Consider the following 17,093-nt stretch of genomic DNA (forward strand, 5'->3'; position numbering starts at 1 on the left):
CGAGGAGGGGCGCTCAGGGTGCGCTCAGGGTGCCGTCGAGGAGGGACGTTCGCGGATGCGACGGTCCCCGGCGCGGTCCTCGGCGTGGTCGGCGCAGGGAGCGCCGCCCGGACGGACGAGGTGTCCGCGGGGAGGGGGGACGCCTGCCGTCCCGCCGCGCAGGACGCCTTCCGCCGGGGAGCGGACCACCGTCGGCATATGGCTGCAGTGTGACGTACGGACGCCGGTACACAACGGCTGATACCGGTGGTTTCCGGCGGCCACGCCGCCGGGAGCCGTGTTGCACAGGCGGTCAGGTCCGCGCATAGTTGCGCTGCGGAAGAGGCGGAAACCGGGGGTGGGATGGGCCATGGCCGGGCACGGGACGGACGAGCATCCACACGGTGCTGACCGACTGTGCGAGGCCGGGAATCGCGTGTATTCCCGGGCCGTACGGCGGGGCCGCGTGCCGCGCCGGGACGCGGAGCCGGTGCCCTGTCTGCTCGAACTGGCGCTGCTGCACCCGGACCCCGACGACATGGACTTCCTGGTGCCGACCGCGCCGCAGGAGGTCATGACCCGGCTGCTGCGCGGCATGTACGACGAGGTCAGCGAGAGCCACCGCAGGGTGGGCTCGGTGGTGGCCGCCTTCGAGCGGTACGCCGGCCTCGGCCGCCAGGTGCAGCCGCCCTCCGCGCCGCTCGAGGGCACGGCGATCCGCGTGCTGGACGGCCTGTCCCGCATCCAGGCGGCCATGGACGAGGCGACGGAGGCGTGCACCCGCGAGGTGCTGACCGTGCAGCCCGGCGGCATCCGCCGCGAGCACGAGCTGTCGGAGGGCCTGCACCGCGCCCTGGCGCTGCGCGGCCGCGGAGTGCGGATGCGCGACCTGTACACCCATGTCGCCCGGCACGGCCAGGGACTGCTCAACTACCTGGAGCTGATGGGTGACGCGGTCGAGGCCCGTACCCTCGACGAGGTCATCGACCGCCTCATCCTCTTCGACCGCACGGTCGCCTTCATCCCGGCCAACAGCGACCGCACGATGGCACTGGAGCTGCGCCACCCCGCGCTGGTCGAGTACCTGGTCACGGTCTTCGAACGCCTGTGGCGCCTGGCGATCCCGCTGACCGCCCCCCTGCCGGACACCGGCATCGAGGGCATCTCGCTGCGGGAGCAGTCCATCGCCGCGCTGCTCGCCGAGGGCCACCAGGACGCCGTCATCGCCGAACGGCTGGGCATCAGCGTCCGCACCTGCCGCGCCCACATCGCGCGTCTGTCGGAGACACTGGGCGCGGCCAGCCGCACCCAGCTGGGTGTCCGCATCGCCCAGGCCGGGCTGGACGGTCCGCCGCGCGCCGCCGAGGTCGCGTCGCTCACGGTTCGTGATCAGGGCTCCCAGACCGTCCGCTGAGCCGGCCCGCCGCGCATCCTCAGGCCCCGGAACGTCCCGGACCGCGCCGGACTCAGCGCTCCTGCTCCAGGATTCCGGACTGGGCGATGAGATAGCCCAGTTGGGCCCGGCTGCCGCTGCCGAGGGCGGTGGCCAGCTTCGCGATGTGGGCGCGGCAGGTGCGGACGTTCATGCCGAGGCGGCGTGCGATGGCCTCGTCGACGTGCCCCTCGACCAGCAGCTTGGCGATGGAGTGCTGGATCTCCGTGATGCCGCCGGAGGCGGTCTCGTAGGGGGCCGAGGTGCTCAGCGGTACCGCGCGGTCCCACAGCATCTCGAAGAGCTTGATGAGGTAGCGGACGAGACCGGGGTGCCTCAGCTCCAGGGCCACCTGCTGGTCGTCCCGGGCGGGGATGAACGCGACGGTCTCGTCGCAGATGATCAGGCGCTCGACGAGTTCGTCTATGGTGCGGTACTCGGCCTTGCCGACGGACAACTGGGCGACGTAGGCCAGCTTTTCGGGGCTGTAGCGGGCGGTGTGCTGGTAGAGCGTGCGGATGCGCACCCCGCGTTCGGTCAGCGGCCGGTCGCGCTCCAGACCCTGGACCAGGCTGCGTTCGGGGCGGTTGCCGCTGGGCTGGATGGTGAGCATCTCCGAGTGGCACTGGGCCGCGGCCAGGTTCAGTGCCGCGTTGATCCGTTCGCCGCCCTCCAGCACCGTGATGGAGTCCGTGCTCGCCGTCGCCTGCGCGCTGAGGGCCATGAATGGCTCGAATGCGTCCGACAGTTCGATCGACAGCCGCCGCCGCTCGGTGATCTCCTGCTCGATGGGGTTGAGCCGCTGGGCCAGGGCCACCGCCGGAGACACCGGGCGCAGCCAGCCCGCGTCGTCGGGGTCGGGGTGCAGCAGGGCGAATTCGATCAGGCAGGGGGCGGATTCCACATCGGTGCGGGCGACGCGTCCGAGGCGCAGCGCATGCGCATAAAGACGGCCACCCTCCTCGCACATCTCGGTCACCGCATGGGGATGTGTTTCCTTTGTCCGATTTGTTGTCAAATCTCCACCCCCCAGGGTCCTGAACATGCAGGAACATGATGCACCGATTGTGTGGCCATGACGTGCCCGAATGAGCCATCGTCGTATCTGACGGGGGAAGAGGGGACCTTCAAGTGAGGACGAAGCCGACTATGCGTAAGAGAATGCTTCGCTCGGTGCTTGTAGCAGCCTTCTCCACCGTTGTGGCCTTCGGTGCGCTGAGTGGCCTCGCTGGTGCGAAGGGTGATACTCGGGCGGACAGTGCCTGGCCGGCGGTGGCCGTGGCCAGCGCCTCGGCCGGCGGCGGTGCCGCGCAGGTCGGCACTGGCGGTGAGTTGAAGTGACGACACCTCCCGACGACCGTTCCTTCCGGCGGGAAATGGCCACCGCCTACCGCTCCGGCTGGCACTTCATCGACCTGGTCACCGCCATCCCCCACAGTGGTGACTCGCTGATGGTGACCGTCTTCGGCGAGCCGGTCGTCGTCACGCGGGACGACGACGAGGACGTGCGGGCGTACCGGTGTCTGCGGCGGCCTCGGGGGGCGCCGCAGCCTGTGCGGTGTGCCGTCCGATACGGAATGATCTTTGTCAACCTCGACCAGCGGGATCACCGGCAGGTGGCGCCGGAACCGTCGAACCTCAGGACCATCTCAGCCACCCCCCGCAGTGCCTGAAGCGATTCCCCCGTCGTAAAAGATCGCTCAGGTGCTTCCCCCCGCAGCGGCGTCACCGTGACCTGAACACGGTGACGCCGCTGCAGTTTTTCCCGGAATCGCCGGGTTCGGCAGCGTTGCGTACTGGCTGAAAACAGCCGCGCCGGCTCGGCCATGCCCGGGCGCACCCTCTTGCGCTGCCTCCCGCGTCCGTTTCCGCGTCCCCTCCCGCGTCCGTTCCCGCGCCCCCTCTGGCGTCGCCCGCACGATCCGCCGCCCGCCGCCCGCCGCCCGCCGCCCGCCGCCCGCCGCCCGCCGCCCGCCGCCCGCCCGTTCGCGCTCGCGCCCCCTTCGTTCGGAACTCGTTCCGCGCAAAGCCCCCGGCTCCACCTTGAGTGGAATAGACTCAACTTTGTTACGTTGGTTAAGTCAGCACAGGGAGACGTCGCAGAGCGCTGACGCCAAGGAGGAGAACGGGACCGTGGACGCCGAGCTGACCAACAGGAGCCGGGACGCGATCAATGCGGCCGGAAACCGGGCCGTGACCGAGGGGCACCCGGACCTCACGCCCGCCCATCTGCTCCTCGCGCTGCTCGAGGGGCAGGACAACGAGAACATCACCGACCTGCTGGCGGCCGTCGACGCCGACCAGGCCGCCGTCCGTTCCGGCACCGAGCGCGTACTCGCGTCGCTGCCCAGCGTGACCGGGTCCACCGTCGCGCCCCCGCAGCCCAACCGCGAGCTGCTCGCCGTGATCGCGGACGCCCAGACCCGGGCGAAGGAGCTCGGGGACGAGTACCTGTCGACCGAGCACCTGCTCATCGGTGTCGCGGCCAAGGGCGGCGCGGCCGGCGAGGTGCTCTCCGGGCAGGGTGCCGGTGCCAGGAAGCTGCAGGAGGCCTTCCAGAAGGCCAGGGGAGGACGCCGGGTGACCACAGCCGACCCGGAGGGCCAGTACAAGGCCCTGGAGAAGTTCGGGACCGACTTCACCGCGGCCGCCCGCGAGGGCAGGCTCGACCCGGTCATCGGCCGGGACCAGGAGATCCGCCGTGTCGTGCAGGTGCTGTCCCGCCGTACGAAGAACAACCCGGTCCTCATCGGTGAGCCCGGCGTCGGCAAGACCGCCGTCGTCGAGGGGCTCGCCCAGCGGATCGTGAAGGGCGACGTGCCCGAGTCCCTCAAGAACAAGCGGCTGGTCGCGCTCGACCTGGGCGCCATGGTCGCGGGCGCGAAGTACCGCGGCGAGTTCGAGGAGCGCCTGAAGACCGTCCTCGCCGAGATCAAGGACTCCGAGGGCCGGATCATCACCTTCATCGACGAGCTGCACACGGTCGTGGGCGCGGGCGCCGGCGGCGACTCCGCGATGGACGCGGGCAACATGCTCAAGCCGATGCTGGCCCGCGGCGAACTGCGCATGGTCGGCGCCACGACCCTCGACGAGTACCGCGAGCGGATCGAGAAGGACCCGGCGCTGGAGCGGCGCTTCCAGCAGGTGCTGGTGGCCGAGCCGAGCGTGGAGGACTCCGTCGCGATCCTGCGCGGACTCAAGGGCCGCTACGAGGCCCACCACAAGGTGCAGATCAACGACTCCGCGCTGGTGGCCGCCGCGACCCTGTCCGACCGCTACATCACCTCCCGCTTCCTGCCGGACAAGGCCATCGACCTCGTCGACGAGGCCGCCTCCCGGCTGCGGATGGAGATCGACTCCTCCCCGGTCGAGATCGACGAACTCCAGCGCACCGTCGACCGGTTGAAGATGGAGGAGCTGGCGCTCGACAAGGAGACGGACGCCGCCTCGCGCGAGCGGCTGGAGAAGCTGCGCCGCGACCTCGCCGACAAGGAGGAGGAGCTGCGCGGCCTGACCGCCCGCTGGGAGAAGGAGAAGCAGTCCCTCAACCGCGTCGGTGAGCTGAAGGAGAAGCTCGACGACCTGCGCGGCCAGGCCGAACGCGCCCAGCGCGACGGCGACTTCGACACCGCGTCCAAGCTGCTGTACGGCGAGATCCCGGGCGTCGAGAAGGAGTTGGAGGCCGCCTCGCAGGCCGAGGAGGAGGCCGCCAGGGACACCATGGTGAAGGAGGAGGTCGGCCCGGACGACATCGCCGACGTGGTCGCCTCCTGGACCGGCATCCCGGCCGGCCGCCTGCTGGAGGGCGAGACGCAGAAGCTGCTGCGCATGGAGGAGGAGATCGGCAGGCGGCTGATCGGGCAGACGGAGGCGGTACGGGCCGTCTCGGACGCCGTACGCCGCAGCCGGGCGGGCATCTCGGACCCCGACCGCCCGACCGGTTCGTTCCTCTTCCTCGGCCCGACCGGTGTCGGCAAGACCGAACTCGCCAAGGCCCTGGCCGACTTCCTGTTCGACGACGAGCGGGCGATGGTCCGCATCGACATGTCGGAGTACAGCGAGAAGCACAGCGTCGCCCGCCTGGTCGGCGCCCCGCCCGGCTACGTCGGCTACGAGGAGGGTGGCCAGCTCACGGAGGCGGTCCGCCGCCGCCCGTACAGCGTGGTGCTGCTCGACGAGGTGGAGAAGGCCCACTCCGAGGTCTTCGACATCCTTCTGCAGGTGCTGGACGACGGCCGCCTGACGGACGGCCAGGGGCGTACGGTCGACTTCCGCAACACCATCCTGATCCTCACCTCCAACCTGGGCAGCCAGTTCCTGGTCGACCCCATCGCCGGCGAGGAGGAGAAGAAGGAGCAGGTGCTGGAGGTGGTGCGGGCCTCCTTCAAGCCGGAGTTCCTCAACCGGCTGGACGACCTGGTGGTCTTCTCGGCGCTGGACAAGGCCGAGCTGGAGCGGATCGCACAGCTGCAGATCGACCGCCTGGCCAAGCGCCTGTCCGAGCGGCGCCTGACCCTGGAGATCACGCCCGAGGCCCTGGCCTGGCTCGCCGACGAGGGCATGGACCCGGCCTACGGCGCCCGCCCGCTGCGACGCCTGGTCCAGACCGCCATCGGCGACCGCCTCGCCAAGGAGATCCTGGCCGGCGAGATCAAGGACGGCGACACGGTCCGTGTGGACCGCTTCGGCGCCGGTCTGCTCGTCGGTGCGGCGACCGGCAAGACGCTGTAGCGGAGGCCGTCCCACGGCGCCCCGGCCCCCTCGCCGATCACCGCGAGGGGGCCGGGGCGGTTCGGCATGAGGGTGCCGTCCCGGTTGCCTCGAGGACGTGTCCTGGCGCATCCAGGTCGCACCCGGAGGGCGTCCCGGTCGCATCGCCCCGGGCGTGTCGCGGAGGGGCCCGTACGGGTACCCGGGCGACGGCCGTCCCGGTGACCGGATCCTGTCAGCCGTGGGCTGACAGGGGCGGCGGGGCTTGCCACCACCCTCCCCGCATGGGGGAGGATGGCGGAATCCGTACGAAGGGAAAAACACGGTGAGCATCGACCCGTCCTCGATTCCGAACTTCGGGGGCCAGCCCGAGCCGCAGCAAGGACCGGCGGGCCCCGTCGTCCCGGATCAGGACCTCGTGAAGCAGCTCCTCGACCAGATGGAGCTCAAGCACCTCGTGGACGAGGAGGGTGACCTCGTCGCGCCGTGGGAGCAGTTCCGCACGTACTTCATGTTCCGCGGCGAGGCCGACCAGCAGGTCTTCTCGGTGCGGACCTTCTACGACCGGTCCCACAAGATCGACGAGAAGCCGCAGCTCCTCGAGTCCATCGACGACTGGAACCGTAGGACCCTTTGGCCCAAGGTCTACACCCACACCCACGACGACGGCACCGTCCGCCTCATCGGCGAGGCGCAGATGCTGATCGGCATGGGCGTGAGCCTTGAGCACTTCGTCTCCTCGACGGTCAGCTGGGTGCGGGCCGCCATCGAGTTCGACCGGTGGCTCGTCGAACAGCTCGGTCTTGAGCAGGAGGTCAACGACGCCGACAAGCCCGAGGACGACGAGGAGTAGTCCGTCCCGGGTGCAGTCCCCGCGCCCGCACACCTACAGCGGCGTGCGGGCGACCACGAGCAGATACGCCCCGTAGGCGAACGAGAGCCCGGCCAGGGCGCAGGCCACCACGGCCGCGTGCCAGGGCCGGGCTCTCCCTGCGCGCACCATGGCCGCCGCGAGCGGCAGCAGCAGCGGGAAGGCGGGCAGCAGGAAGCGGGGCTTGCACTGGAAGAAGCCCGAGCCGCCGAGCGCCACGACGATGAGCACACCGCTGTAGACCACCAGGGGCAGGGGCGCGCGGTCCAGCATGAGCAGTGCGTACAGCAGGACCGCCGCCGACACGACCACCAGCGCCATCGGGTACACGAACAGGTCCCGGTGCATCAGCAGCTGTTTGACGAAGTGCAGTGAGCCGAAGTCGAAGCGGGATCCCCACAGCCGCTGCACCGTGAAGTAGCCGCCGAGCAGGTCCCCCTTGCGCCGCCCCACCCAGAGCACATAGGCCACCCAGCCCAGCGGCGCGAGCGCGGCGCCCGCCCACAGCCTGGGGGAAACCCGGCCGCGGGCCCGCCACACCACCGGGGCCGCCCCCGCGAGCACCGCCATCGCCACCGCGAACCCGTTGGGCCGGGACAGCCCGGCCAGCGCGGACAGCGCGCCCGCCCACAGCCAGCGCCCGTCGAGCACCGCGTACAGCGACCAGGCGGCGAAGGCGGTGAGGACCGGCTCGGTGTACGCCATCGACAGCACGACCGAGTGCGGCAGCAGCCCCCACAGCAGGACCAGGGCGGTGGCGACGGCCCGCCCGTGCAGCCGGGCGCCGACCGCGTAGATCCCGCAGGCGGCCACCGCGGCGGCGAGCCACGACACGACCAGTGCCGATGCGCCCCCGCTCAGCGGGGTCACGGTGTGGACGGCGCGGATTATCGCCGGGTAGATCGGGAAGAACGCCAGGTCGCTCCAGACGATCCCGGGCCGGGGGTGCAGTGTGCGGCCATAGCCGTGGGCGGCGATCGCCAGGTACCAGATCGAGTCCCAGGACCGGCCGAGCAGGGCGAGCGGATGTTTGCCCACGGCCCAGGCACTGACGGCGAGGACGGCCACCCCGGCGATCCGGGCGGCCACGAACAGGCCGACGGCCACGGCCGCCAGCGGGAGCCGTAGCCGGACCCTCCCACCGGCATCCGGCTCGGTGAACGCGGGCGAAGGTACGGGGGTGCTGACATCGGTCACATTGGAATCTTGCGGGATGAATCCGGCGTAGTCCGCGATTGTCAGCCCGTGCCCTGCACCGAGTCGGGTCAGCCCGTCGCCGACCCTCCCTCGGAACGAGGCCAGGTGGACACCTCTGCCCACACCGTCTTGCCCACGGGGTGACGAGGTGCCGAGCCCCAGCGCGCGGCCATGGCGTCCACCAGGAGCAGGCCGCGGCCCGACTCTCCGTCGGGGTCCGGCGAGGGCGGAGCGGCGGGCGGCCGTGCACGAGGCGTCCGACACCGGGGGGTGCCCTCACCCCGCCATGCACCGCACGGCAAGGCGCCGGGCGAGCCGAGCGCCTTGGGGTGAATCCGGCGTAGTCCGCGATTGTCAGCCCGTGCCCTGCACCGAGTCGGGTCAGCCCGTCGCCGACCCTCCCTCCGGCCGTGACGGCAATCGGGAGCACGGTGCCCCGGCCTCAATGCCTCACGCCGTAGCCGTACTGAACCGGTAGACGATCTTCCCGTCGTCCTCCTGGAACCCGAGTGACTGGTAGAAGGCGCGCGCATCCGGGTTCACGCGGTCCGTCATCCATTCCAGACGGGTGCAGCCGGGGCGTGCCGAGGCCATGCCGCGGAGTTCGCCCATCAGCTGGGCACCGATGCCCTGCCGACGCAGGGCTTCACGGACGTACAGCTCCTTGAGGAAGAGGGAGTGGGTGGAACCGGCGCTCGGCCAGAGGAACGAGTACGCGGCGAGGCCCACGATGTCGCCCGTCTCGTCCTCGACCACAAGGGCGGAAGCCAGCGGCGGCGACCCGAAGAGCGCCTCCTCGACCTGTGCCTGACGCTCGTCGAACGGCTGGATGTCGGCATCCGCAGTGCCGTAGAAGCGCTCGATCTCCTCGATCAGTGCGGCCAGCTGCCGAACGTCGTTCTTCTCGGCCGGCCGGATCGTCACGGTCATCGGCGTACAGCTCCTCTCATTCGTGGTGAGCCCAGGGCCAGCGGCGGTGCGCCTATGGGGCGGCGGACGCGGTAGTCCCCAGCGCCCAGCCGTGCCGTTGCAGAGAACCCTGGACGTGCTGAATGAGATACGCCAGGTCCGCGCAGTAGACGGACGGGTTCCGATACCCACGGTCCGTGCTGAAGCGGTGCGGCAGATAGCCACCGCCGCACACGGCCACCAGGGGACAGCTCCGGCACTGCTGGGCGAGTGCGGCCGTCCCCTCCTGCTGCCGGTGCAGGAGCTTGGGGTGGTGGAGGGCCGTGTCCAAGGAGTGGTTGAAGACGTCGAACCCCAGCAGGGAGGCGCCCTCCCCGACGGAGCGGAGGGTGTCCACGCCCTCGATGCTGCCGTCGGACTCGATCACGACGCTGGTGGGCGGGGCCAGCCCCAGCGTTTCCACCGAGCTGCGCACGCCGGAGCTCAGCGCCACGATGTCCTCCAGCATCCGGACGCTGTGCTGGTGGTCGGGGCGGTCGAGCCAGGCGTCATGTACCTGGCTCATCCAGAGCCCGTATTCGGGCACGCTCGGGTCGTTGCGGTGCGGCGGGTCGTCGTGGGTTCCGTGAGGGAATCCGAAGTCGATGACCGGAGGCTCGAAGGAGGCCAGGTAGTCGTGAACCTCGACCGGGTCGTTGGCCAGGTCGACGACTGCGAGCAGTCCGGCGAACAGGTGCGGGCGGGATCGCAGGAGTTCGATGCCGCGTATGGTGGCTGCGGCGCTGGAGCGCCCGTGGTGGGTGAGCCGGTGCCGGTCGTTCGCGGCCGGCGGCCCGTCCAGGCTGACGCCCACGACCACCCCGTACCGCTCGAAGAGGTCTAGCCACGCATCGGAGAGAAGCGTCCCGTTGGTCTGGAGCTCGAAGTGCACCTCGGTGCTCGCGGGAATCCCCTCCCGAACCGCACCCAGGAGGCCGGCCATGTGCCGGACACCGGCCAGCAGCGGCTCTCCGCCGTGCAGCACGACATGGACCGCTCGGAGCCCATGGGCCATGACATGCTCTCCGACCCGACGGGCCGCGGCTCGGGCTGCGTCCAGGCCCATCCGGGCGGGCAGGTGCCGCGCCGCCTGGTCCTTGGAGTTGAAGACGAAGCAGTAGTCACAGTCGATGTTGCAGCGATTGGCGACCTTGAGGATGAACGTCCGGAAAGGAACGGTGACTTCGAGCCTCGCCATCGAGTGCAGGCGCTCAGAACGGCCAGGGCCAGATGAGCGAGGCGGCGTGAGTACCGTCGCCGACGCGGTTCGTCGCGGCCTGTTCGGCCGCTCGCCGCTGCTGTACTCGGGCGGCGACGCGGTCCAGGACCATGTTGCCTTGCGCGGGCTGCCGACCGGTGGAGGCCGTGGCGTGCGACGCGGAAAGGGACGTACGTGACGGCATTCAACGCTCCTCGTGAGGGACGTGCCCGGAGACCAGCACAGTGCGACGGCGGTGGTTGAAGGCGGCAGACCGGCTCGCAACGTAGCAGCCCGGCCACTCACCGCAACACACGGAAACTGGCCACGCAGTGGTTCATCCCGCCTGCGACACCAGGAGCCGTTCGATGTCGTCGGCCGACGCGCTCACCCCCAAGTGCCTGTAGATGGAGAGAGCTTCGCGTAGCGACCGCTCGGCGCGTTCGGGGCCGTCGATCACCCAGTCGCAGCGACCTACTCCCTCCAGTGCCCGTGCCTGCTCCAACGGACAGCGGATGGCCTGGGCCGTCCCAAGCGCCTGTTCGAAGTTGCGGCGTGCCGCGCCCGGGTCGCCTGACGTACGCAGCAGTGTTCCCCAGTGGGTCAGGACCTCCGCCTCACCACAGCGATCGCCGAGTTCGCGGAAGATGTCGAGGCTCTGCTCGAACGCGTCGACAGCACCAATTCGGTCACCGATTGCTGTGCGAGCGGCGCCCAGCTCGCCGAGCGAAGCGGCCTCGCCACCGCGGCTGCCGAGTTCCCGGTATGCCTCCAGGGCTTCTTCCAACGCGCGGATCGCCGTCGTCGCGTCCCCGCTCAGTCGGTCCAGCACCCCAAAATGGCGGACGCAGTTCGCATGCCCGAACCGCTCGCCGAGTTCGGTGAAGTACTCCAGGGCCTGGGTGTGAGCCTCGCGAGCGCCGACGAGGTCGCCGGTGAGCCTGCGCACGACGCCCAACTCCACGAGGGCGTATGCCTGGTGGACCCGGTCGTCGAGTTCTTCGTAGAGGGCGAATGCTTCACGGTGCCGCTGCGCGGCCCGCTCGTACTCGCCCATGAGGCAATGCACGACGCCCAGATCCCGCAGGGAGTTGGCTTCCCCGTACCTGTCGCCGAGTTCACGGTAGATCGACAGGGCTTCGGACTGCGCTTCTACGGCCGCGTCGAAGTCGCTGGTCTGGCGGCGCACCATGCCGAGGTCGGCGAGTGCGTTGGCCTGTCCGAGCGGGTGGCCGACCTCGCGGTAGAGAGCAAGAGCTTCGGTCTGGGCGCGGGCAGAGGCGTCGTTGTCCGCGGTCAGGTACCAGACGATGCCGGCCTGGTTCAGGGCGTCCGCCTTCCCGTGCCGGTCGCCGACTACGTTGTACTGCGTCACGGCCTCGTTCAGGGCTGCGGTCGCCTCGGGGTAGGCGGCCATGAAGCGCCGCACGACGCCGAGTTCGGTCAGTGCGCCCGCCAGTGCCTGCTGGTCGCCGGTGTGCCGCGCGGCCTCGGCGGCGGTCCGGTGCAGCCCAACGGCCTGGTCCCAGGGGCCGGCCTGCCGGAGGAACGGTGCCATGGCGGCCGCCAGGTGGATCACCAAGTCGTACAGCGCGAGGCTGTTGGCCCGCCGGATGCAGGCGAGGATGTTGGGCCGCTCGTCCTCCAGCCAGCTCAGCGCGGCCGTACGCGACTCCAGGGGTGGAGTCTCCGCCTGTCCCGTGTCGTCCGGCGGAGGTGGCGCGACGGCGCCGCTGCGGACGATGTGCTCGTTCGCGGCGGCGAGAGCCGCCAGATAGTAGGTGCCCACACGCTGAACGGCCTGTACGTGGTCCATGCTGTCTCCTTCGGCAGCGAGACCGCGGGCGTAATCGCGCAAGAGATCGTGAAGTCGGTAGCGGCTCCCCGGATGCTCGTCGATCAGATGGGCGTCGTAGAGCGCGTCGAGCTGGTCGCGGGCCACCGTCACCGTGACCGCGCCGAGCGCGGCCCCGACGTTCGCGTCGAGATCCGTACCGGGGTAGTGACCGAGGGCCCGGAAGAAGCGCTGCAGCTCCAGTGGGAGGTCTTGGTAGGACAGGTCGAAGGTCGCGGCGACCGCACGCTCCCCGGCCCGAAGTTCGCCCAGCCGGTCTCGGGCTGCGACCAGCCGTCCGTGCAGGTCCTCGGAGCTCCAGGTGGGGTGATGCCGCAGGCGCGCGGCGAGCAGCGACACGCCAAGGGGCAGGTAGCCGCACAGGCGCACGAGTTCCTCGAGTGTGTTCCGGTCGAGTGAGTCTGCCGGTCGTCCGCTGAGCCGAACGAACAGATCAACCGCGTGATCCGGCGGTAGCGCTTGCACCGGCAGCACCACTTCCTCCTGTGCGGCCAGCCTCTTGCGGGACGTCACCAGCACGAGGCATTCGCTCCCGCCGGGGAGCAGCGGTTCCAGCTGCCGGTAGCTGGCCGCGTTGTCGAGGATGAGCAGCGCTTTCTTCCCTGCGAGCCGACTGCGCCACATGGCGGCACGGGCCTCTGTGACCGCGCCGACGTCGTCGCCGACGGGGATCTGCTGCGTCGGCACGCCGGCGGCTGCGAGCAGCGAGGCCAGAGCCTCGGTCGACTGCACCGGGCTACGGCCGGGTGTGTGTCCGTTGAGGTTCACGAAGAGCTGCCCGTCCGGGAACCGTTCGGAGAGCACGTGTCCCGCGTGCACTGCGAAGGCGGTCTTCCCGACGCCCGGCATCCCGTCGATCACATGGACGGGGAGAGCTTCGCCGGTGTCCTGCGCGGCACGGACTGACTGGACCAGTGACTCCAGCTCGGTGGACCGGTTGGTGAAGGCAGAGGTGTCGCGAGGCAGCGACCGCAGCACCAGGGCGGCGCCGGGCGGGCCCGATCCGTCGTCCGGACGAGACACGGGCTCCGGGTTCTGCCCCGGGGGCCGGCGATCGTCCAGGACAGCAAGGACCGCCGTCAGCGCAGCCGTGACCACCCCCAGCATGACGAACGACAGCCAGGGATGCTTCTGTAACCAACCCAACCAGGACGGCCAATGAGACTGCGCCGACACCGCGTTCGTCACCAGTCCCACGAACATCGTGGTGACCGCGCCGCCGCCGGCGACCGCGGCGAGTGCCGCACCGCGCCGCACCCTCACGCCCACGACTCCGCTGTGCTGTTGCGCGAAGAGTGTCTCGGTGGTGGGGCGTCCCGATCCCGCAGGGATTCTGACTCGGGCACTCGTCGTGACACGATGTCGAGCGGGCGGCGAGCTGGCTGGCACAGCACATGCAGGTGCACCCGGAACACGTACATACTCCCCGATCTCGTCGATCTCGGCGCCACATCGCTAGTAAGCGGACCAGCCGTAACGGATCGGGTCAAGGTCACCTCTGCGCCACCCGCTGTCTGGTATCGGCCATTCAGAACGGCCGCACGCTCGCATCTGAGGAGGGAAGGTCGAGCGCACACACACGCTTCGTACGTGGCCCACCCCGTGCCGACCCCGCGTCAGGTGTCCGATCGAGGACCGGGTGCCGTCTGAGTACAGGTACTCAGACGGGCTGGTGGCTGAGACGGATGGGGCATGTGATGCGGTGTCGCTACTGTGCTTCTCGACCACCGCAGCGTTGCGATCGCATGTTCACAGCATCTCGGCGGCGCACGAGGGGACACGGGGAAGGGGCCACGCATGGCGTGGGAGGGGGAGCAGCTCGCGGTCGCGGCGCTCAGGCGGCAGTCGGCGCACATGCAGCTCAACATGTTGCCGGTCGACCATCGAGGTACCGGCTCGGGTGCCGGAGTGTCCGGCAATATCAGGTCCGACAAGGTCGCGAGGACCAAGGCGGGTGACGCCGTCGGCGATCTCCGGCACAACATCAGCAAGGCGCTGGCGAAGCCGGAGCTGACTGCCGGGTACGAGGACGCGCCCGCGGTCGGCGGTCAGCCCAAGGGCCGGTGACCAGGGGCCATGGATTACAAGACGCTGATGACCTTGAAGCTGTCCGAGTACTCGGATGCGGCCGATGGGTTCCGCGCGGTGAGCGACATGGCCGGCGCGGCCAAGGATCGCATCGATATGCGGATCATCCCGGCCATGCAGAAGGCCAACAAGGGTGAGGCCGCGACTGCGGCCGACGGCCAGTTGCAGGAGTTGGCGAAGAACTTCCACTACGCGCAGGTCGAATGTGGTCTGGTCAGCACGGCGCTCGACGGGTTCGTGTACGACCTGGAGGCGGCCAAGAAGAAGCTGGTCGCCGCGGTCGAGGAAGCGCACGCCAAGAAGTTCACCGTGAACTCCGACGGGTCGGTCAGCTACCCACCGGCCGGTGAGGAGACCGACGGCAAGCTCCCCGAAGGGGGCACCATGACCGGCCTGACGCAGGCCACGGCCGCAGATGCGCTCGGCCGCTACGCGGCCAACATCAACCCCAACCCCAACGCCCGGTACGCGCAGGAATACGCCGATCGCATCGCGGACGCCGTCAAGGAGGCCACGGCGGCCGACGAGAAGTGGGCACCGAAGCTGCGGGTGCTGAAGGCCGACGACGACCTGACCGTATCCGGCCGGGACTGGGCCGACGTGAAGAAGGACACCGCCGGTGTTCTCACGGGAGCTGAGGACTACCTGCTCTCAATCAAGGAGCCGCCCAAGCACGGCACTCCCAGGGAAAACGCGGAGTGGTGGAAGAGTCTCAGCGACGAGCAGCGGGCTGACTACGTAGCCCTCCACCCTGATTCGATCGGGTGGATGGACGGGCTTCCCGCCACCGTGCGTGATGAGGCGAACCGAACCGTACTTGCCGAGTCCCGTGGTGTCGCACAGGTCGAACTGGACGCCTGGATGGCGAAGGAGCCTGACCGCTTTCAGATCGTTCACAGGGTCAACCCGAACACGGGCGAGGAGGTGGACGTACGAGAAAGACTTCCTGAAGGCGAGTGGAAGGAATGGGAAGCGAAGCGGAAGGAGATGCAGGATCGCATCGACGGTATGGATGCGATCCAGAGCCGCTACGACAACTTCGCTGGGGATGAAGGGACTCGACCTTATCTGCTCGGATTCGACAACAAGAATCTCGGGCATGCCATCGTATCCATTGGGAATCCGGAAACCGCCGACAATGTGGTGACATATGTTCCGGGAACTGGATCGAACCTGGGTAGCATTGATGGCGACATACGGCGGGCCGAATTACTCCAGGCCAAAGCGGAACGAACTGACTTTACACATTCGACCGCGTCGATCCTTTGGCTTGGCTACGATGCTCCACAGGACCTGTTGGGTGATGCGACTTTTGACACGAAGTGGGCCGACAACGCCCGTGAGCCGCTGAGTAACTTTCTGGCCGGCCTTGATGCAACTCATCATGGAGGGCACGCGAATTCAACGCTCCTGGGCCACAGCTACGGCACCCTTGTGGCCGGCGAGACGATGCGTGACCATCCGAACCTGCCAGTGGACAACGCCATCTTGGTGGGAAGTCCGGGCATGGGGGTCAACCATGCCAAGGATCTGAACATCCCCGCGGATCACGTCTGGGCAGCCACTGCGAAGAACGACATGGTCAATATGGCGCCGCCGCAGGCAGGGCGGCTGGCCCCCCTGAACCCAAAGGCATACGAGCATCTCTTTGACGACCATTCAGCTATGTATGGGACTGACCCGACATCCGACGAATTCGGCGGGCGTACTTTCAAGGTCGCCGACGGGCACCTTCCGGGTTGGCATTTGAAACTCATGCCCGCTCACTCCCAGTACTGGGAGGGGAAATCCCTGGACCATTTGGCGGAGATCGTAACCGGAGGAACCCCGTGAAGCTGCGCAATCTGATGTCGATTGGTGCACTGCTGGCCGCACTGGTTGCGGCTACGGCATGCGGGGCACACGGAGGTGGGAAAGGAGACGGCGCCGCAACGCCGAAGCAGGTCGCTATGAACGAACAGCAGGCAACCAAGCGTGCGGAGGAAATCATCCACCAGGCGGTGGACGGCATGACGCCGAGGCCGAAACTCGAGCGTATCGGTCCCACCCCGGTGGGAGCCTGTATTGCCCGGGACGACGGCGGTCCTGATGATCGGTTGCAGGTGAGTCTCGCCTACAAGCTGACTGGAGTGCCGGGCAGCAAGGCCAAGTCGCTGGTGCGGCAGGCAAGGGACGCCTGGGTGAAACTGGGTTACAAGTTCCAGTCGTCGGACGCGGACTGGTCCAAACCATTCCCCCACGTGGACATGCGTACCGAACCCGACGACTTCTGGATGGACGCAATCACCGGCGTGGTGGACCGGGCCACGGGCGAAGGGCTGGCCTCCATCGGCGTGACCTCACCTTGCTTCCGGCGCAGCGCCAGTGGACAGTCCACGGCCGAGTCCGCAGCCCTTCTGCGCACACAGGTCGACGAGCACGCCGAGCATCAGGCTCTTCACCACTCCAGCCGGATCTATGACGCGCTTCGAGCACCGCACGCCCAGGCACACGAGGGGAAGGGAATCAACGCCTACAGGGACTCCGAGGGCACCCATGTCCACCACACCTGGTCGACCCAGCCGCTCACGGAAGAGGAGACGGTGCAGGCGATGGCGCGTGTGCAGGCCTACTTCCAGAGCGCGGGCTGGACGGTGCGTCATGCTCCGACAGAATCCGGCGTTCCGGCGATCATCGCCCGTAACGTCAAGGACGACAGCGTGGCCCAGGTAGCCCCGTCCACCACTGGTGCTGTGCGCGTCGCGGTGACGATGCCCGTTGTGTCTGTGGGGTCTGCCGGGGTCTGAGATTCCCCGGGTGAGAAACGTGGGCACGC

Annotated in this window: 14 protein-coding genes and 1 pseudogene; 8 read left to right on the top strand and 7 right to left on the bottom strand. The window is 69.0% G+C overall.

Annotation, left to right across the window (positions count from 1 at the left end; genetic code table 11):
* Nucleotides 1-349 precede the first annotated feature (349 nt).
* The gene (locus AB0A61_RS01630; protein ID WP_361284353.1) at nt 350-1,393 is read left to right on the top strand and encodes a helix-turn-helix transcriptional regulator; all 1,044 of its coding nucleotides are present in this window, start codon (nt 350-352) and stop codon (nt 1,391-1,393) included.
* Nucleotides 1,394-1,445: 52 nt separating this feature from the next.
* Here AB0A61_RS01630 and AB0A61_RS01635 read toward each other — a convergent pair whose 3' ends face one another.
* Entirely contained in the window at nt 1,446-2,456 is a 1,011-nt protein-coding gene (locus AB0A61_RS01635) for a helix-turn-helix transcriptional regulator (RefSeq protein ID WP_361284356.1), read from the bottom strand.
* 116 nt (nt 2,457-2,572) lie between these two features.
* On the opposite strand from AB0A61_RS01635, the gene AB0A61_RS01640 reads away from it, so the two are divergent.
* The 4 genes from AB0A61_RS01640 to AB0A61_RS01655 all read left to right on the top strand — a co-directional run bounded on the left by AB0A61_RS01640 (nt 2,573) and on the right by AB0A61_RS01655 (nt 6,974).
* A complete protein-coding gene (locus tag AB0A61_RS01640; protein ID WP_361284359.1) occupies nt 2,573-2,752 on the top strand; it encodes a hypothetical protein in 180 nt (59 codons plus the stop codon).
* On the top strand, nt 2,749-3,084 hold the full coding sequence (locus tag AB0A61_RS01645; RefSeq protein ID WP_361284362.1) for a hypothetical protein: 336 nt from the start codon (nt 2,749-2,751) through the stop codon (nt 3,082-3,084). Before AB0A61_RS01640 ends, AB0A61_RS01645 begins: the two co-directional genes overlap by 4 nt.
* Nucleotides 3,085-3,544: 460 nt before the next feature.
* Complete coding sequence (gene clpB, locus AB0A61_RS01650; RefSeq protein WP_361284365.1) at nt 3,545-6,142, top strand: ATP-dependent chaperone ClpB; 2,598 nt, start codon at nt 3,545-3,547, stop codon at nt 6,140-6,142.
* A gap of 304 nt (nt 6,143-6,446) precedes the next feature.
* Nucleotides 6,447-6,974 carry a YbjN domain-containing protein gene (locus AB0A61_RS01655; protein WP_361284368.1) on the top strand — a complete coding sequence of 176 codons (528 nt, stop codon included), beginning with the start codon at nt 6,447-6,449 and terminating at the stop codon, nt 6,972-6,974.
* A gap of 33 nt (nt 6,975-7,007) precedes the next feature.
* On the opposite strand, the gene AB0A61_RS01660 is transcribed toward AB0A61_RS01655, so the two are convergent.
* From AB0A61_RS01660 to haaT, 6 genes and pseudogenes are all read right to left on the bottom strand, one after another.
* On the bottom strand, nt 7,008-8,189 hold the full coding sequence (locus AB0A61_RS01660) for a hypothetical protein (protein WP_361284371.1): 1,182 nt from the start codon (nt 8,187-8,189) through the stop codon (nt 7,008-7,010).
* Between the two features lie 68 nt (nt 8,190-8,257).
* Nucleotides 8,258-8,522: pseudogene (locus tag AB0A61_RS01665) on the bottom strand (ATP-binding protein); the annotation flags it as partial.
* Nucleotides 8,523-8,639: 117 nt separating this feature from the next.
* Nucleotides 8,640-9,119, bottom strand: a complete 480-nt coding sequence (gene haaN, locus AB0A61_RS01670) for a cyclophane-containing RiPP N-acetyltransferase HaaN (RefSeq protein ID WP_361284374.1) — start codon at nt 9,117-9,119, stop codon at nt 8,640-8,642.
* A gap of 52 nt (nt 9,120-9,171) precedes the next feature.
* Nucleotides 9,172-10,335, bottom strand: a complete 1,164-nt coding sequence (locus tag AB0A61_RS01675; RefSeq protein WP_361284377.1) for an FxsB family cyclophane-forming radical SAM/SPASM peptide maturase — start codon at nt 10,333-10,335, stop codon at nt 9,172-9,174.
* A 13-nt stretch (nt 10,336-10,348) separates the two neighbouring features.
* Nucleotides 10,349-10,540 (bottom strand): HaaA family cyclophane-containing RiPP peptide, encoded by a 192-nt coding sequence (gene haaA, locus AB0A61_RS01680; RefSeq protein ID WP_361284380.1) that lies wholly within the window; start codon nt 10,538-10,540, stop codon nt 10,349-10,351.
* A gap of 132 nt (nt 10,541-10,672) precedes the next feature.
* Complete coding sequence (haaT, locus tag AB0A61_RS01685; RefSeq protein ID WP_361284383.1) at nt 10,673-13,453, bottom strand: cyclophane-containing RiPP biosynthesis TPR protein HaaT; 2,781 nt, start codon at nt 13,451-13,453, stop codon at nt 10,673-10,675.
* A gap of 534 nt (nt 13,454-13,987) precedes the next feature.
* On the opposite strand from haaT, the gene AB0A61_RS01690 reads away from it, so the two are divergent.
* From AB0A61_RS01690 to AB0A61_RS01700, 3 genes are read left to right on the top strand one after another with little or no spacing between them, the layout of a single operon-like run.
* Nucleotides 13,988-14,257: a hypothetical protein gene (locus AB0A61_RS01690; protein ID WP_361284386.1), complete on the top strand. Its 270-nt coding sequence runs from the start codon at nt 13,988-13,990 to the stop codon at nt 14,255-14,257.
* 9 nt (nt 14,258-14,266) lie between these two features.
* Nucleotides 14,267-16,111, top strand: a complete 1,845-nt coding sequence (locus tag AB0A61_RS01695; protein ID WP_361284389.1) for an alpha/beta hydrolase — start codon at nt 14,267-14,269, stop codon at nt 16,109-16,111.
* Nucleotides 16,108-17,064, top strand: coding sequence for a hypothetical protein (locus tag AB0A61_RS01700; protein ID WP_361284392.1), 957 nt, complete (start codon nt 16,108-16,110; stop codon nt 17,062-17,064). Before AB0A61_RS01695 ends, AB0A61_RS01700 begins: the two co-directional genes overlap by 4 nt.
* Nucleotides 17,065-17,093: the final 29 nt, after the last annotated feature.

It is taken from the genome of Streptomyces sp. NPDC046197 (genome assembly GCF_040646295.1).
Taxonomy (GTDB): domain Bacteria; phylum Actinomycetota; class Actinomycetes; order Streptomycetales; family Streptomycetaceae; genus Streptomyces.

Excerpts from the sequence above, each read along its gene's own strand:
- AB0A61_RS01675 (WP_361284377.1), bottom strand. The coding sequence starts at position 10,335 with ATGGCGAGGCTCGAAGTCACCGTTCCTTTCCGGACGTTCATCCTCAAG.
- AB0A61_RS01695 (WP_361284389.1), top strand. The coding sequence starts at position 14,267 with ATGGATTACAAGACGCTGATGACCTTGAAGCTGTCCGAGTACTCGGAT.
- haaN (WP_361284374.1), bottom strand. The coding sequence starts at position 9,119 with ATGACCGTGACGATCCGGCCGGCCGAGAAGAACGACGTTCGGCAGCTG.
- AB0A61_RS01640 (WP_361284359.1), top strand. The coding sequence starts at position 2,573 with ATGCTTCGCTCGGTGCTTGTAGCAGCCTTCTCCACCGTTGTGGCCTTC.
- AB0A61_RS01635 (WP_361284356.1), bottom strand. The coding sequence starts at position 2,456 with ATGTTCAGGACCCTGGGGGGTGGAGATTTGACAACAAATCGGACAAAG.
- AB0A61_RS01690 (WP_361284386.1), top strand. The coding sequence starts at position 13,988 with ATGGCGTGGGAGGGGGAGCAGCTCGCGGTCGCGGCGCTCAGGCGGCAG.
- AB0A61_RS01630 (WP_361284353.1), top strand. The coding sequence starts at position 350 with ATGGCCGGGCACGGGACGGACGAGCATCCACACGGTGCTGACCGACTG.
- haaA (WP_361284380.1), bottom strand. The coding sequence starts at position 10,540 with ATGCCGTCACGTACGTCCCTTTCCGCGTCGCACGCCACGGCCTCCACC.